Source organism: Vibrio sp. YT-18 (assembly GCF_033337345.1).
In the GTDB taxonomy this organism is placed as follows: Bacteria; Pseudomonadota; Gammaproteobacteria; order Enterobacterales; family Vibrionaceae; genus Vibrio; species Vibrio alginolyticus.
This window is the reverse complement of record NZ_JAWOQO010000002.1, coordinates 134,395-150,267: the sequence shown is the minus strand read 5'-3', so window position 1 is coordinate 150,267 and position 15,873 is coordinate 134,395. Positions and strand designations below refer to the sequence as shown.

Sequence of the window (15,873 nt, the reverse complement as noted above, 5' to 3'; positions counted from 1 at the left end):
TACGCCTTTGAATGTGTCGTTTCAGCTACTTCAATTCCTTGTAATTCGGATACATTTACTATCCGAATTCATCCGAACTTTACTTAGTCATCTGCAAGTTTTCGGCGCGTATGATGCGCTTATGGCATATTCTCCCGAAATACGACAAGCCGCCCGAGCACTCTATTTGAAAGCTTGGACGCCACGTGAAATCGCTACCGAACTGAACCTGAATAATGAGCGCATCATTTATTACTGGGCAGATAAATTCGGTTGGCGCGATATGTTGCGTGAACAAACCATTGATGAAGCGATAGCAAATCGAATTCAAACACTGCTTGAACTTGTTGACCCCAGTAAAAACCAACTAGACATGCTCGATCGGCTTATCAAGCATCACGCTGCATTAAAGAAACAAAGGGCACAAGAAAAGCAGCAAGGTGAGCAACCTTTAAATACAGGGAATAAAAAGCACGACGGTACAAATAGCCGTAACAGCCAGAAATCTAGCAGTAATTCAAAATCTACCAAGAAACGTAAAAGTAAAAAGAATGACATCAGCGAACTGAGTGAAGATGACTTTGTCACATGGCATGACTCCCTGTTTGCCTATCAGCATGTAATGCGCAACAACATAAAACAGCGTATTCGAAACATTCTTAAGTCCCGCCAGATTGGCGCAACTTACTACTTCAGTGGTGAAGCGTTAGAAGATGCGATTCTGACCGGCGATAACCAGATCTTTTTGTCAGCATCACGAGCTCAAGCGGAAGTTTTCCGCAGCTACATCATTGCTATTGCAAAAGAGTTCTTAGACATAGAGCTAACTGGAAACCCGATCATTCTCTCCAATGGTGCTGAACTTCGTTTTTTATCTACCAATAGCAAAACCGCGCAAAGTTACCACGGCCATGTTTATGTTGATGAGTATTTCTGGATACCGAAGTTTGACGAACTAAACAAACTCGCTTCGGCAATGGCTACCCATAAAAAATGGCGTAAAACCTACTTTTCGACACCATCATCGAAAATGCACCAGGCATATCCGTTTTGGACGGGCGACCAATGGCGAAAAGGCAGAAACTCACGCGCCAAAATTGAGTTTCCAACGTTCGATGAATATCGCGATGGGGGTGTACTTTGCCCTGATAAGCAGTGGCGATATGTCGTCACGATTGAAGACGCTGCTGCAGGCGGCTGTGAACTATTTGATATTGAAGAACTGAAGGACGAATACAGTAAAGACGATTTCGATAACCTGTTTATGTGTATCTTCGTCGACGGCTCTTTGTCTGTATTCAAATTCTCTGACCTCGAAAAATGCATGGTTGACTCTGCCCACTGGCAGGACTTCAAGCCGAAAACAAAATCACCGTTTGCCGGGCGTGAAGTATGGTTGGGTTATGACCCTAGCCGAACGCGAGACAATGCTTGTTTGGTCGTAATAGCTCCACCGGCAGTTGCAGGTGAAAAGTTTCGTGTCTTAGAGAAGCACTACTGGAAAGGGCTTAACTTCCAGTACCACGTGAGTGAAATTGAAAAGGTATTTCAACGCTACAAAGTCACTTACATAGGCGTTGATACTACAGGCATTGGTGGCGGTGTTTGGGACTTAATTAAGAAAAAGCACCCTCGTGAGGCCCACGCCATACATTACAGCAACGAAAACAAGAATCGCCTAGTAATGAAGATGATCGATATCGTAGAAGCAAAACGACTGCAGTTTGATGCCGAACACAAAGACATTGCTATGGCATTTATGGCGATTAAACGAGTGCCGACCAATAGCGGTAACGCTATGACCTTTAAAGCAGAGCGAAGTGAAACAACAGGCCACGCTGATGCGTTTTGGGCCATTTCACACGCCATTATCAATGAGCCGCTAGACCACAACACACCAACGAAATCAACCTGGGCGACTGCAGCATGAACAATCAAAAAGACAAACTAGTACAACAGGAGCAACATGTGGAATCGGTTTATCACCTTGACTCCACACCTGAGGCAATTGACTCAACCAGTTGGATGACTTCATATTCTGAGCTTTTCTATAACGACACTGATGGTTACTGGGAACCTCCAATCTCACGCCAGGGCTTAGCAGAAACTTCACGTGCAAACGCCTATCACGGGTCTTTACTTAAAGCTCGAGCAAATTATGTTGCTGCCCGTTTTATTTCAGGTGGCGGTTCAAGACGTCGGCAGATTCAATCTTTTTGTAATAACTACTTCACGTTTGGTGATGCCGCATTTTTAAAAATCCGCGACCACTTCAAGCGTGTTGTGCGCTTGTTTCCTCTACCGACCATGTATCTACGTAGACGTAAAAATGGGGACTTCGTTTTGCTAGAGCGAGACAACAAGCAACGAGTATACAAAGAGAATGACATCATTTTTTTGCCTCAAGAAGATCTGCAGCAACAAGTTTATGGATTACCTGACTATCTAGGTAGTTTACAAAGTAGCTTACTAAACCGTGATGCAACGCTATTTCGTCGTCGCTATTACAAGAACGGTGCACACATGGGATTCATTTTTTACGCCACGGATCCAAACCTTAGTGATGACGACGAACAAATGCTGAAGGAAAAAATCGCGAGCTCCAAAGGGGTGGGTAACTTTAGAAGTATGTTTGTTAATATTCCAGGCGGTGCAGAAAAAGGGATTCAGCTAATCCCGGTGGGCGATATCGCGACAAAAGATGAATTTGAGCGAATCAAAAACATCACTGCGCAAGATATTCTCGTAGGCCATCGCTTCCCTATAGGAAAAGCAGGAATCATTCCCCAGGGAACGACTAACCTGGGTGACCCCGTCAAAATTGGTAGTGAGTATGCCAAAGACGAAATCATCCCCGTATGCGAATTAATTATGGATGAAGTGAATTCTGACCCAGACATACCCAAGAGTTTGCACCTTAATTTCAATTTAGCTTAGAGGCTAATGCAATAAAAAAGCCCTACCAGTAAGGTAGGGCTTTTTAGGAGTTGCGGGAATCTTTTTAGCCACAAGCTTTAATTGGTTCAGCCTGGCTGTCAAGATCCTTCTTTGCCTCTTCAAGCGCCATTTCTCGAAGGATCATTTTCTTTTCTGCATCTACGAATCGTTTTAGAACTTGCTTAATCAAAGGCTGATAACCAATCCCTCTAATTTGAGCGATATCTTTTAGGTCATCTAATAGACCTTTTTGAAGTCTTATTGATATCATTTGCAATGATAAAGTGTCATCGATAGCAGATGTATCGATTGTAACCTTTTCCACATACTCTGCATCACGGCCTAGTTGACCGCTTTCCCATGCTTCAATGGTACTTTCGATCTTTTTAGGTTTAGTGCTCATTAGGTCTCTCCATAACACCTGTATTGCGGTGTTTAACCACTGCAAGGGTGAGTTTGCTTTATTATAATTAGTTTATTTTTCATTCAAATTATTATGAATGTTTTTCATATATGCTTATCTCTGTTGGGTTAGCAGGATAAGCGGTTCTGATAACAAACTTGTTGGTATCAGGAAAATAAATGAAGACAACTTTCAGTTTTCTTCCATAATCTGTCTCGGCAACAAACCAAAGAGTTGGTGGATCACTTTGATGTTGTTCACGTATATCTTTGAGAAAACCAGCCTCTCTGTTTGCAAAACACTCTACAATTTCTTGCTCTATAACATCGTGCTTTGTTCTTAACTTCTTTCTAACTTCGGTAGAGATTACAAGACACACCTTCGTCTCCTAGCCAATGAAATGTTTTTTTATTAATCTTGATACTCAGTATATACAGCCTGTATATACAATCAAGGAGAATAAGTAAAAACTTGATCTGCATTTACTGTATAAAAAAACAGTAAAGGGTCATATAATAATCTTGTCAGTCAATAAGTTAGGTGCTTGTATGAGAGTATTGTGTCCGGAGTGTGGTTGTAAAAGCCGAATTCAAAAATCCAATCGACTATCCAATAGTCATGCCGATTTATATTGCAGTTGTAGTGACCCAGAATGCGGACATAGTTTTGTGATGAACTTGTCTTATAGTCACACTTTAAGCCCATCGGCAAAAACAACTAGTCAAATGGCTTTTGATTTATGTAAGGCGTTGCCGCCAGAGGCACGACAACAGCTCAAACATCAACTTTCGATACTATAGTGAATCTTGTATAAACGCCGTGCTATCTACTTCAGAAGCCATCTCGACAATGCTCAAGATGGCTTTTTGTTTTTTAGGGTCCAACTGCCCTTTTGTATCAGCCAGTATTAAGCCGGCGATATATGCACCCGCCGCTCGAGTTCTCTCTGTTGCTTCACTACTAGCCACTCCATCAATGACGATTTCTAAAGCAGACAACAAGATATCGTTTTGATTTTTATTCGACATATCACCACCCTTACCAATCACCAGTGAAATATACTGTATATTCATACAGTTTTCCACAGTGGTTTTTAGATCCAACTCACCCATCAGGTAGTTTTGCGCGATCTAAACGAAAGGTTAATCAAGCTCACATTACGAAATCACCAGTATGAATCAGGTTGCATCAATGTCTAATTAATATACAATTTTTTTCAAATAGGTCTATTAAACCCTCGATAGGTCTATTTGCAATATTATTACTATTTGAGAGGGATATAAGGAAATAACAAATGTCTAATCCAAGCGCACCTTACTACCATAAGACTAGCAGCGACACATACCACTGGGAAAAGAACTGTTCAAAAAACGCCCACCCTGCTGCTGGCTGGGAAAGAACAAACACAAAGCCAAATAAAGAACAATGCAACGAGTGTAAAGCTAAGTAATACTTAGCCTCTAGAAATATTTAAAGGTGCCACTTGATGATAGTTTGTCTTCCTGTGCCACCTTTTTAATAGCACGGAAATATAGATACATTGAGGCTAAAGGATACCCAACGAAAAATGTAAAGCTGGTCTTAGATTCTATCTATCAAGCAATTAATCGCTTAGTTTCCCCCAGTTGTAATGCTTGTTGCCGCTCCTACTAGGAAACGGGATTTACAAACCACAAAGAAATCACTTACCTTTTTTTGAGCTTAAGAGTCCTTCACAAGTAGGAGAGACTTTTTGTCCAGAAATGTCTCTTTGTTCAAGGGTACCAGACTTAGCTCTGCTAGGGTTTACTTGTTTAGAAATACACGAAGCAACATTCCCGTCTTTAACCCGAAGCAAAAAGTTATTTGTTACCATATACATATACTTTGAATCGCTATGTATTATGACTCCTGAAACTTGTCCTTGAGGAATATTAAGAGGTATTGTTTCACAACTTAAGACTATTTTTTGGTCTTGATACTTTGGCAAGTCCCAAGATATATTTTTGCAAACTTTTCCATCATCGGTAGTGACAAATGCTTGAGCCGATAATGAGCCCACTTTATAAGGAAAATAAAGTGGAACTACGACAACCGCGGAGAGCAGTACAACCGCCATAAAGCTCGCTAAATGGCCAAAATAGACAATAGGAAAAGTAAGTAGAGCACTTATGACAGGGTTTCTTTCCAGTAGCGTTTTTTCATTCTTTTTACAGCATAGCTTGTTAACCTTTGAAAAAAAGCTCTTCAATACTTTGTACTTAAAAGCGATAGCGAAGAGCACAAAAATACTAGTTGCTAGAAGTGATACTTCCAAAGGGAACAATAACAGTACACTCAAGTTAGCTAACAACGCTTTGTTAAAGACCTCTCCTAAGAAGACCTGGGAATAAATCAAAGGCGAAAAGATACTATCTAGAGATGCACCGGAAAAACCAATTTCGCCCATATAGCCATAAAAATAGAGAGCACCAGAGAAATATATATAAAAAGAACAAAGATAGATGAAGTTATATGATGCTATATGGTCGAATAGAGTTTTCTTCGTAGTAGTGTTTTTCTTGATTTCTGAAACTTGACTTTGATTGAGTTGGGTCATGTGCACTTTACTTAATGAGGCATAAATCGGAGTTATATATCCTAAACGAACTTGCATAGCAGAGCTGTCGCTCTGCTTTCTTTACGAAGGGAATTTAAAAATGAGCCATTCGTTAACTGAATGGATCTGTCAGACTAGGAGAAAATACGAGCCCATTAAGCTGATTTTTTTCACACATAGCTTTGAACCTATCTGTACAGTATAAGTTGCTAGCCCCTTCTAATCTTGATTTAAAGATCACTTTATCTTTAACATCATCATCAATGAACGCAAGAACCTCTAACCCGTCAGGGCTTCCATATGAGATCTTCTCTACACTCTTTTGTCTATCTTCTTTTCCAAAAGTCAGCGATGTATATAAATACCATTGTTCACCTTGATAGTTGACAGGTAAAAAATCCCCGCTTTCAGATAAGCAACGATTTAAAGCTTCATAGGCCCTCGGAGATAAAACAAGATATGTTCGTAACCATAAGCTAATATCAGGCAATACAGAGTTATCGGTTAATACATCTTCAAACTCGACCTCCACAGGCTTCCAAATATCTTTCAGAGATTTATTTTCAACAGCCTGCAATAAGATTCTCTCAAAATAGTCGAAATCCCCCAACTGGGTAGCGATTTCATCTGGGCCAGAACATACCGACTGAAACTTAGTTAAATCATCTGTAATTTTATAAACCGTCATCATCCTTTCCAAACTTCATTCTTAGCTTCCAAGACCTCTTTAGGGTAGGTGCCACTCTTTAACTCCATTTTGACCCGAAGTAAGTTAGCCTCAAAGTGCTGTTTACTCGGAATACCCTTCGAAAATTTGGAACTAATCCAAGTTTCATAATTAAATGTATGGATCGAACGGTGAGCCGGAGACTTAGGTGCTTCCCAGTTAAAGTCCGTATGCTTCGCATAATTTGTTAACCAAACACCATTTACGGGCGCATTTATGCCAATTTTATGCATGTGCAAATTTAACCTTGCGGCTCTCATTTCTGCTTTTCTAAACCTTCCCGAGCCAGGAATGATATGGTGAGGCTCATGGTTTTTAGTCGGTTTAGGCTCTCCTGCAGCGGTTAGATTATTAGCTAGTTTCGTCGTCGGATGATGCTTTTCAACGAACAACTCTTTCGCATTTTTTTTTAAGTTTTCTGCAGAGTACGATTGTAACTTAGCTTGCATATCTTCAACTCGAGCATGAGCAATGAGTTCAATCCTCATTTTTTTCAAAAACCTCAAGTCTTGTGCTTCAAACTGCAGTCGTTTTGCTCTTTGCTGTTCAGTTTCACCCGCAGGTGGAGCCACACGATACTTGCTATAGAAATCGTCGACTAACGCATCAAAACGATCTAAGGCCAACTCAGCTGCAGTTGGATTACTTGGACGATTCGTTTTTCGTCCAACTATACTCAAATTATGCTTCATACTCGTATCCCTCGAACAAACAAAGCCGTTGGATAACATTCACATAACTGACGAGCAAATAATCAATAGCCTTTATGTGGCCTACAGCTCAGATTTTTATGCAAGCAATGGCATTTTAAATCAACTTTAAGAAATAGCGGTTCACTACTCTAACCTTTAAGTTCTTATGACGACACAAACCGGACTAACTCAATATTGGAAAAAGCCGCTCCTCAAGATAATCTGCCGTAATGCTATACCAATAAGAAAGCTCACTTTCATCAACTTCCATGTGTGGTATAGATTCATGTAATAGTGATTGCCAATAGGACTGATTCTCCTTAAATCGCTGATATTCAGATTGATAGAAGTGGCTCGCGTCTTGTTTTATATCGCTCAGGTCCAAATCTCTGCAATTCAATGACCACCCTCTTGCACCAGCAGCCCAAACCATAAACTTGTCTACTTTATCTTTAGCCAGTTCTCCTTCAAACGTAATGCAGAAGCGATTGTTCGTATTCACGTGCACTCCCCTGCTATGCAAGTTCTGCCTCAGCTTTTCGGCCTGCTTTTCCAAACGGATGATTCTCTGATAAAGCTTATTCTGATATTCCTCAGGTTTCTGCTGCTTTTTGGCGATCGCTTTGGCCTTAATGGTTTGCTCTTTGGCATTTCGTAGCTTGCGAATTTGCCGCTTAATTGGCTTTTTCCATTGCTCAAGTTTGTAGCCCAACTCCTTAATTATTGCGGTCATATTGCCAGCTTCAAACGAAGCAAGAGTTTCCCAGGCAGGAGCTCTTGAGCACTTCGCGATATTGTATCGATTTCCCTTGATTAGCCCTTGGTCAGCATTTTCACCTTTAGCGGCATAACCGACTGCTTTGATAATGTAAGAACCGGCGGCTTTTGGCTTTTTGATTCGCTCTAATTTCGCAAACCCGTGCCCCCATATCTTTTCAAGTCGCTTAGCCCAAGGACTAAAGAGATGCTCTGGTACTGTCCAACGTAGCAAAATATGAACGTGTGGATTAGGCTCTCCATCTTCATTAGCTGGACACTCGGCTACCCATATGTAATGGAAATCAGCAGGCAAGTTAGTTGGGCCAACATCGCTGGGGTGAACATGTTTAGCAACTTTCTCCTGGGATAAATCACAGTACTTTCGTCCACTATCTTTATCAACTTGGATGGTATGATCCGCAACCCAGCCACGTTGATACATTTTCTTTGCGCCATCAAGAAAACGAGAGACTTCTTTACCTATCGTTGTCTCTAAGGTTTTTTCCATCGAGAACTCTTGCTTGGGCTTTTGTTTAAGATCGCAATACGGCCCGGCTATGACACTGCCCTGGTTCATAGCTTTAACACGCTTACTATCTGAGGTTGGAAACAGCCAGTATTCTCCACCAATATCCGTGATTGGTTGGTCAACTTTCTTTTCGCCGCGCTTGGGATGTATTGTCACCATGTTGCGCTTATAGATTATTGGGTGATGCGATCCCATACTGACACACTCACTTCCATCCAACATTCCGCCGAATATGGCCATCCGTTGTGCCTTGGTGAAAGTCAGCGTCAGAAAAGTAGAGAAACCACCATGGCAAGCTGCAGTGTAAGCCCCTGCCTCAAAGATTTTAGAAACAGAACGGGACGTCAGCTTTTCCGAAAACCTCTCACCACTGTTTTCCGCAGGCGCAGCACTAGATGGCGTTTCGGTTACCGCCTGAAACTTATAAGTTTCATTCCAAGACCGGTGCATTAGCTGCATTGAAATAGGAATCTTTTTAGGTTCGCCTTGTCCTCGTTTTCCATTCTGATTGAGAATGGCAGGTTTGGAGCGCTCGTTCGTTTCATACAAAGCATCATGGCTGAAGTTGGCGTCGGCATTACTGATGATACTTTTAGGGCGTAGAGACTTGCTCAGACTCATCAATTGCTTAATTTGCTTGTCTTTTCTGTGGCGAAATTTCTCTGTCGGACTTTTGCGCCCTTTGACTAGCCTATACTCTTCGGCGATTCTCGCCGCCGCTTCGCGGTCGTGTTCAGAGAGATAATTTACAGATTTATAAAAGTCAGTTCTCTCTTGAAGATCTCGTTCGCGCTTGGACTTTCGGTTGGGAACGCGGTCATATATCGCTATTTTTTTGACCATTCCACTATCTAGAAGTGCTTGTTCTTGGTCTGAGTATATTTTGGAACCTAAAAAACCAGCATTATAGCTGGCGTCATTATTTTTGATTCGGTCCAGGGGCATCACTGCCCCGCCGATATATAGAAGATCAGACTGATTCATAATCTATCCGTAGTTTGTCCTTACCTACAGAGAAAACGGTAAACTTTGGGTGCGTCATACCGCCTCCAATTCCTGAGTCGTCACTAGCATGAAACCACCTTTCATGTTGCCTTTGCTCAATACACCTTTGCTTAGATGAGTACAACTAAGGGAAACACACGCTTGTTCGATGGCTTGGTCTAATGAGTCGAAATCACCAACTATTACATTGGCAACTTCTTGAGTTTCTTCATGGCGGATAACACCGCCAGCTGGACAAAGCATTATTGCGGCGTATTGCATGACTCACGCTCCTGTTCTTCTAAGTAACGACTCGCCTCATCAATGAAAGAGCGTCCGCCTTCCACCGTTAACTCTGCATCAATAGTCCTGTATCCGGCAGAACGCGTAATCTCATAGCCAGCTTCGATACAGTCACAACACTCTTCCAATCGGTCTTTCAACATTTCAATTAACTGGCTGGCTTCACTCGAACTATTGTTCATGCGGCATCCTCCGCTTCAACTGCATCACGACGAAAAGCAATGCGTTCAATCAGGTAATCTTCAATATTCAGTAGTTCTTCTAGCGCTCGTTCCTGATCAATCAACACAACGTTGTGAGCGTGATTCGTTGTGTTTTCGTCGAACACAATCACGTTGAGAAGGCTCACTTTTGATGAGTACTCGATACGAATACTGATGACATCTGAGCTATCCAACGCCAAAGCGAACAGACTATTAATAGTTGTTTGGATCGCGAGTTTGTTTGCGACTTCATTTAGATTCATCTTTTATGCTCCTACGCTAAGACGAAAAAAGCCCCCTGTTAAAGGGGCAAAGGCTTGGAGAATTAATGAGTACTACTGAATTGGTAACGTTTGAGGCGTCGAACGTCACCAAGATTGCGATCGAACAACGTCGCAATTTCTTTAATTTGTTGCATGCCGCTACGGATTTTTTGAAGCTCCAAATCATTAAAGCTTTCAAACTCTCGCACATGCTCCGAGGCTTTAAGATCACCAGCGACTAAAACCATACCGCGAAAACGCGGTGGCATAGCGTCCCACAATTTTTTCAACTTGCCGCGTGTAGCGGAACCATTGAACAATGCTTTACAAGCGGCGATGCTCTCGCTGGCGTTAGGTATTTGCTTTTGTTGTTCTTGTTGAATAGCTAGCTGACTCATTAGTTCTCCTTAGGCTAAACCCGGAAGTGGCGCACCATTGGCGAGAAAATCTGTGCCCATTTGCATGAGTGGCTGAAAGCCGGTGGTGCGGTTTTCTAAATCGTTGACGAGCAAAACTAAGTTGCCAATGGCCGCTTGAACCTTGGCAATGGTTTTGCGCTTTTGACTGCGGGGTAAACGGTCTGCGCTGCACATGTGCATTGCATCGCTAGACAGCTCACCTGAATATTGGTTGTTAAGTAACGTGCGCTCTAAAAGGTTCTTATCTTCCCCGTCTTGAGGTAACTGAACCGTCACCACACCTAAGTCAGCAAAGAGTGTATTCACAATGGTGTAATCGCCGGATTCTTTACTCAGCAATGCCAAATCCACAGGGTCCAGTTTGTGAGGCTGTTCTGGATTTAGCTTGTTACGCAGCATTCTCCCAGTCAGGCCAATGCGTGGAGCCAGCTTTTCCATATTGTGATTGATGGCGAAGTCGCAGCATGCAGCGTTAAAAGATTGCTGTTTGCGTTCGCGGAATCCGCACATAGCGATATTTGCGTCCATGATCCACACTCTTACATGAAAGGCGGTACGAGAATGACAACCAACGCGAACACATTTAGCCACATTGGGCAGTGCGTTTTAGTTGGAAGAAAAGAGGAAAAGCCCATTACTTACCCGAGCGCAGCAATGGCTTCACGTGCCGCCATTTCGTGCATAGCAACCATGTTAATCAGCGGCTTATCGCGGCGTTTGTCTTTTGGCTTGATGATCACGCGACCTTCAGTCACGTATTGCTTGATGGTGCCCATAGGTAAACCAGTAAGGCGGGAGTATTCTTCGTAAGTCACATATGGACTTAGTGGAGGTATCTTGTACGTTAACATGGTGATATCCTTGTATTTATGTCTATCTTCTTCGGTTGTCTCTTGCTTTGGTCGGCATGACATCCGAAACACACAAGAATTATTGATCGTCATTTTCGAACTTTCAACAAAAAATGACAAATTAATTCGAAAACGAGAACTTTTAGTCATGAGCATTCGTAGAATAGAACCTTTTGATTATTTGAAAGGCACTGATTTCACAGAAAATTTGAAGCGTTTGACAGGATGTAAGAACTTTCAGGAAATGGCGTTCGTATATGGCGTACCAAAAAGTACTTTCAGCACTTGGAATACTCATAATCGAACTTCTCATGAACTCATGGTTAGGGCTCACTTAGCTTTGGGAATTCCAATGGTGGAGCTGGCGTTAAAGCCAGAAGAGCGGTTTAAGGCTCACTCAGCGACAAAACGTACTGCCGAGGAAATTCGCACTACTTCTTCACCACAACACAACTCTGTCCAGATCAAAAGCTATTGCCTAACCAATGGGGAGCTTTTAGATACTGGTGAGCTCCCCTACGCTACCCGTAGATTTAATAGCTTTAACCTCAAAGCTGACACAACAATTGAAGTTGAAACTAATGAAGCTTTATATCTCGTTGACAAAAGCTCTACGAACCCAACTTCGGGCAAATATTTAATAGATATTGATGGTACTTTGTCGATTAACCATATCCAACGCTTACCAGGCAAAAAACTGGCAGTTGTGTTTGGTGATAGCACCGTTGAAGTTTCAGAAAAAGATATAAAAGTAGTTGGCCGCGTAGCGGTAACATTAAGAAAAGAATAATTGTTAAATTGGCTAGGAATAAAAATATGAACTTAAAATTTGTAGCTTTAATCTCTGTACTGCTTATTATAGGGTGCGGAGCAAAAAAAGAATTTGCTGTAAACTCAACCACCGCTTCTGACTTTAGCTACACCATGGCGAACCAACCTGCTGTGTCTATAACAGTAATAAATGATGACAATAATTTTTGTGACTTAATAATCTTCAGAAGTAATGTTCGCGAAGGCTATTCTGTAACTTCAGCGCAGCAAAGTTCTGATGAGCTAAGTGCAAGCTGTAACTGGCAAGGTAACTACTTCGTTCAATCCTCCAAACATCCAACTAAAGCAAACTTAATTCTCCAATCCATTGATGATAAGTCACAAATTGCAACATTTAATGTGGATTTCAAGCTGGTAAACAACAAAACTCTTAAAGATTATTTTGAATTGGAAAACCTTCAGTTCACTGTTTCTGATTTAGAGTTTAAGAATTTAACTACTACACCAGAAGAATAATCTTCTTAACAGATAAAATGATAGCGCTCTAGGCTAATGGGAGTGGAGTAGGCTCGGAAACATGAATCCATTTCAGTTTTTATCTTTTAGCCAGAAGATCCAATGTTAAGCACAATTGGATTCTAGATCGAAGTATCAAAACGAGCACTTAACTTATATAACTAACACTTACAACGGCTAGTAAAACCATGGGCACACAAGCAAGAAACTATTCTCAACTAACGCTAAAAAAACTTTTTGCACTTTCGGGTAATGAATGTGCTTTCCCTGGATGTACTAAGCAGTTGGTAAATCAAACTAACGCAAAAGATTCAAATATCTGTCATATCGAAGCGGCAAATGACGATGGCGAACGCTATAGAGAGGATATGACTGATAAAGAACGCGCCGATTATGAAAATTTGATATTGTTGTGCGTCCAACATCATGATGAAACGAACGACGTTGAAAAATATACGGTAGAAGCTCTGAAACAGATGAAGGACAACCATGAGGCTAGTATTACAGCGAGAAATCTAGGCAAGTCCACCTCTATGCTACAGATTGCTATAAATAAAATAGCGGAACTAGGCTTAAGTTCTCTTAAAGACCGCCAAAGCACAACAGCGTTCAACATTACAAATAAATTAAATCATAACGCTGTAAAATCAAAAAGACGTGTAATCAACGAGCTAAGTGCTTACTACCATAAACTCAACATGCTTTATGATGAACTTGACAAGGCAGGATCTTTGAAAAAAGAGAGCTTATTAGATAATATCCACCACATTTACTTAGAAGCATCAGGAAAGTATGTAGGATGTAGTGATGATTACATGCCCATCATTCAACAAAACTCAGATGCTATCTATGAAGACGTTTTCGATGAGTTACTGAGCCTTATTGATTGCGAAAGTGTCAAGCTTGAAGACTTTGCTCCAGCACTGAGAGTCGTCATGGTAGATGCATTCATGCGCTGTAAGATTTTGGAAGAACCACCAGTCCCAAACGAGTCAAACAATGATTATTAGTAAAAATACTCACCCTGATAAAGACCTATATGTCATAGGTGCTCATATCATTAATGCCCTTAAAAAAAGTGAAGGGCATTCTGTTGACTTTTTTAGACTTCACGAAAAAGTGTCTGACGAACACGAAGTATCTATACAATTATTTTCACTATCTGTCAGTTGGTTATATTTATTGGGTGTTATTGATAACGATAACTCGGGGAATATTCAAAAATGTTTTTAAAGTCTTTGGTTGTAAAAAATGGCGAAGAATTACTTAGAAATATTAACTTCCACAAAGGTATAAATCTTATTGTGGATAATACGCCACAAAACGTCATTAAAACAGATTCAGGAAATAGTGTTGGTAAAACGACGGTTCTACGCCTGATTGATTACTGTTTAGATGGTAATGCCAAGAACATATATCATGACCCTGAATTCAATGGTGCAAATGAAAAAGTTAAAGATTTTCTAACAAAAAACAATGTAACAATTACATTAACTTTGACAGAAAACATATTAGATGAACAAGCAAAAACACTGACTATTTGTCGTAATTTTTTACAAAGATCTAGTAAAATACAAACTATTGATGGCGAAAAATACACTAATGATAAATTTTCTTTAGAACTAAAAAAAAGAATATTTAAAACATCATCCGAAAAGCCAACATTTAAACAGTTAAAATCTAAAAATATTAGAGATGAAAAAAACAAACTCATAAATACAATTCGTGTTTTAAGTCCTTATGATACGGATGTAGCTTATGAAGCGTTACATTTATTTTGGTTTGGTGTCGGAACCAACCAAGATAAAGATCTTTTAGTAAGAGAAAAAAACCTTGAAGAACGACTACAAACACGCTTGAGGAAAGAAAACAATTTACCTCAAATTAATCAAAAATTATTAATTGTAGACGATGAAATAGAAGAACTAACTGAGAAGAAAAATAACTTCAACCTTAACGAAAATTATGAAACCCAATTAAGTCGCTTAAATGAAGTCAAATCAAATATCAACTCATTGAGTGAAGAAATATCACGATTGGAGATGAGAAAAGAACTTATCGAAGAAAGTGTAGAAGATTTAAGCAAGGGTTTTTCTAAAGCTAACATTCAGTATATCAAAAAGATGTACGAGGATGCTAAGTCACTCATTCCTAATTTACAAAAAACCTTCGAGGATACTTTAAAGTTCCATAATGGGATGATTCAGGAAAAAATAGACTTCATTAGCAAAGACATACCCGCCATCCAAGAAAGCTTATTTTCTAATAAGCAGGAGCTTACAAAGCTATTATCCGAAGAAAAACTACTATCTCAAGCATTAAAAAAATCAGGTGCTGTAGACGAGTTACAAGAAATTATAACTCAACTAAACACATTCCATGAACAAAAAGGGAAGCTTGAAGAGCAAAAGTCAATTTGGGAAAATAGTAATAAAAAACTTGAAAATATCAATAGGAAGCTGGATGACATTTCCACTTCAATTGAATCAAAGGACAGCCTTATTCAAGAGCAAATTGCAAAATTTAATAAAATATTTTCTAGCTTTTCTAGTAGACTCGATGGAGTACACTCTCTTTTAAGTGCGGAGGCAGATAGTGGTACCTATAAGTTTTCTATTACTAATATTGAAGGTAATCCCGGAACAGGAACAAAGAAAAGCCAAATGGCTTCATTTGATTTATCATACATTGCGTTTGCTGATGATAACGACATCCCTTGCCTTCACTTTGTTTTGCAAGACCAAATTGAGAATGTACATTCAAACCAAATAACCAACTTGTTCACAGAATTAGTCAATGAAGTGAACTGTCAATATGTTCTACCTGTCTTAAGAGACAAGCTACCGGCTTATTTGGATACAGCTCATTTAGAAGTATTATCACTATCTAAAACAGATAAATTCTTTAAGTTGAAATAAGTTCTACTTTTCAAGTAATCATGTCGATCTGAAATATAAAA

The 15,873-nt window shown here is 40.2% G+C and carries 22 protein-coding genes; 9 read left to right on the top strand and 13 right to left on the bottom strand.

From position 1 onward, the window contains the following. Positions 1-121: 121 nt before the first annotated feature. Entirely contained in the window at positions 122-1,909 is a 1,788-nt protein-coding gene (locus tag R7M72_RS03015) for a terminase large subunit domain-containing protein (RefSeq protein WP_042522481.1), read from the top strand. Beyond that, positions 1,906-2,916 (top strand): phage portal protein, encoded by a 1,011-nt coding sequence (locus R7M72_RS03010; RefSeq protein WP_042522482.1) that lies wholly within the window; start codon positions 1,906-1,908, stop codon positions 2,914-2,916. The genes R7M72_RS03015 and R7M72_RS03010 overlap by 4 nt, the downstream gene beginning before the upstream one ends. 64 nt (positions 2,917-2,980) lie before the next feature. On the opposite strand, the gene R7M72_RS03005 is transcribed toward R7M72_RS03010, so the two are convergent. Both R7M72_RS03005 and R7M72_RS03000 read right to left on the bottom strand, forming a co-directional pair. Beyond that, positions 2,981-3,319: a CopG family antitoxin gene (locus tag R7M72_RS03005; protein WP_042522483.1), complete on the bottom strand. Its 339-nt coding sequence runs from the start codon at positions 3,317-3,319 to the stop codon at positions 2,981-2,983. A 91-nt stretch (positions 3,320-3,410) separates the two neighbouring features. After that, the gene (locus R7M72_RS03000) at positions 3,411-3,698 is read right to left on the bottom strand and encodes a hypothetical protein (protein ID WP_042522484.1); all 288 of its coding nucleotides are present in this window, start codon (positions 3,696-3,698) and stop codon (positions 3,411-3,413) included. A 169-nt stretch (positions 3,699-3,867) separates the two neighbouring features. Here R7M72_RS03000 and R7M72_RS02995 point away from each other — a divergent pair, with 169 nt between their 5' ends. Continuing rightward, positions 3,868-4,119 carry an ogr/Delta-like zinc finger family protein gene (locus R7M72_RS02995; RefSeq protein ID WP_080773762.1) on the top strand — a complete coding sequence of 84 codons (252 nt, stop codon included), beginning with the start codon at positions 3,868-3,870 and terminating at the stop codon, positions 4,117-4,119. Here the strand turns inward: R7M72_RS02995 and R7M72_RS02990 are convergent. Continuing rightward, the gene (locus tag R7M72_RS02990) at positions 4,114-4,392 is read right to left on the bottom strand and encodes a hypothetical protein (RefSeq protein ID WP_052484261.1); all 279 of its coding nucleotides are present in this window, start codon (positions 4,390-4,392) and stop codon (positions 4,114-4,116) included. The two genes, R7M72_RS02995 and R7M72_RS02990, sit on opposite strands and share 6 nt — an antisense overlap. A gap of 221 nt (positions 4,393-4,613) precedes the next feature. Between R7M72_RS02990 and R7M72_RS02985 the strand changes: the two genes are divergently transcribed. After that, complete coding sequence (locus tag R7M72_RS02985) at positions 4,614-4,769, top strand: hypothetical protein (protein WP_155396215.1); 156 nt, start codon at positions 4,614-4,616, stop codon at positions 4,767-4,769. 231 nt (positions 4,770-5,000) lie between these two features. On the opposite strand, the gene R7M72_RS02980 is transcribed toward R7M72_RS02985, so the two are convergent. The 10 genes from R7M72_RS02980 to R7M72_RS02935 form a co-directional block, all read right to left on the bottom strand. Further along, on the bottom strand, positions 5,001-5,897 hold the full coding sequence (locus R7M72_RS02980) for a hypothetical protein (RefSeq protein WP_155396214.1): 897 nt from the start codon (positions 5,895-5,897) through the stop codon (positions 5,001-5,003). Positions 5,898-6,009: 112 nt separating this feature from the next. Then, complete coding sequence (locus R7M72_RS02975; protein ID WP_042522487.1) at positions 6,010-6,585, bottom strand: hypothetical protein; 576 nt, start codon at positions 6,583-6,585, stop codon at positions 6,010-6,012. Next, complete coding sequence (locus tag R7M72_RS02970) at positions 6,585-7,316, bottom strand: AHH domain-containing protein (RefSeq protein ID WP_017635458.1); 732 nt, start codon at positions 7,314-7,316, stop codon at positions 6,585-6,587. The genes R7M72_RS02975 and R7M72_RS02970 overlap by 1 nt, the downstream gene beginning before the upstream one ends. Before the next feature lie 184 nt (positions 7,317-7,500). Beyond that, complete coding sequence (locus tag R7M72_RS02965) at positions 7,501-9,588, bottom strand: hypothetical protein (RefSeq protein ID WP_318056028.1); 2,088 nt, start codon at positions 9,586-9,588, stop codon at positions 7,501-7,503. A gap of 54 nt (positions 9,589-9,642) precedes the next feature. Further along, a complete protein-coding gene (locus tag R7M72_RS02960; protein ID WP_262580444.1) occupies positions 9,643-9,870 on the bottom strand; it encodes a hypothetical protein in 228 nt (75 codons plus the stop codon). Further along, the gene (locus R7M72_RS02955; RefSeq protein WP_213963252.1) at positions 9,852-10,073 is read right to left on the bottom strand and encodes a hypothetical protein; all 222 of its coding nucleotides are present in this window, start codon (positions 10,071-10,073) and stop codon (positions 9,852-9,854) included. The genes R7M72_RS02960 and R7M72_RS02955 overlap by 19 nt, the downstream gene beginning before the upstream one ends. After that, entirely contained in the window at positions 10,070-10,357 is a 288-nt protein-coding gene (locus R7M72_RS02950) for a hypothetical protein (RefSeq protein ID WP_262580445.1), read from the bottom strand. The genes R7M72_RS02955 and R7M72_RS02950 overlap by 4 nt, the downstream gene beginning before the upstream one ends. 62 nt (positions 10,358-10,419) lie before the next feature. Then, complete coding sequence (locus R7M72_RS02945; RefSeq protein ID WP_262580446.1) at positions 10,420-10,755, bottom strand: hypothetical protein; 336 nt, start codon at positions 10,753-10,755, stop codon at positions 10,420-10,422. A gap of 9 nt (positions 10,756-10,764) precedes the next feature. Beyond that, positions 10,765-11,304, bottom strand: a complete 540-nt coding sequence (locus R7M72_RS02940; RefSeq protein ID WP_225495479.1) for a phage regulatory CII family protein — start codon at positions 11,302-11,304, stop codon at positions 10,765-10,767. A 110-nt stretch (positions 11,305-11,414) separates the two neighbouring features. After that, entirely contained in the window at positions 11,415-11,627 is a 213-nt protein-coding gene (locus R7M72_RS02935; protein WP_017821157.1) for a hypothetical protein, read from the bottom strand. A 148-nt stretch (positions 11,628-11,775) separates the two neighbouring features. Here R7M72_RS02935 and R7M72_RS02930 point away from each other — a divergent pair, with 148 nt between their 5' ends. The 5 genes from R7M72_RS02930 (at position 11,776) to R7M72_RS02910 (ending at position 15,832) form a co-directional block, all read left to right on the top strand. Then, on the top strand, positions 11,776-12,417 hold the full coding sequence (locus R7M72_RS02930; protein WP_318056027.1) for a phage repressor protein CI: 642 nt from the start codon (positions 11,776-11,778) through the stop codon (positions 12,415-12,417). A gap of 26 nt (positions 12,418-12,443) precedes the next feature. Next, the gene (locus tag R7M72_RS02925; RefSeq protein WP_318056026.1) at positions 12,444-12,914 is read left to right on the top strand and encodes a hypothetical protein; all 471 of its coding nucleotides are present in this window, start codon (positions 12,444-12,446) and stop codon (positions 12,912-12,914) included. A 188-nt stretch (positions 12,915-13,102) separates the two neighbouring features. Continuing rightward, entirely contained in the window at positions 13,103-13,924 is an 822-nt protein-coding gene (locus R7M72_RS02920; RefSeq protein ID WP_170891191.1) for an ABC-three component system protein, read from the top strand. After that, positions 13,914-14,147, top strand: a complete 234-nt coding sequence (locus tag R7M72_RS02915) for an ABC-three component system middle component 6 (RefSeq protein ID WP_318056025.1) — start codon at positions 13,914-13,916, stop codon at positions 14,145-14,147. Before R7M72_RS02920 ends, R7M72_RS02915 begins: the two co-directional genes overlap by 11 nt. Next, positions 14,138-15,832 (top strand): DUF2326 domain-containing protein, encoded by a 1,695-nt coding sequence (locus R7M72_RS02910; protein WP_318056024.1) that lies wholly within the window; start codon positions 14,138-14,140, stop codon positions 15,830-15,832. The genes R7M72_RS02915 and R7M72_RS02910 overlap by 10 nt, the downstream gene beginning before the upstream one ends. The last annotated feature ends 41 nt before the right edge of the window (positions 15,833-15,873 follow it).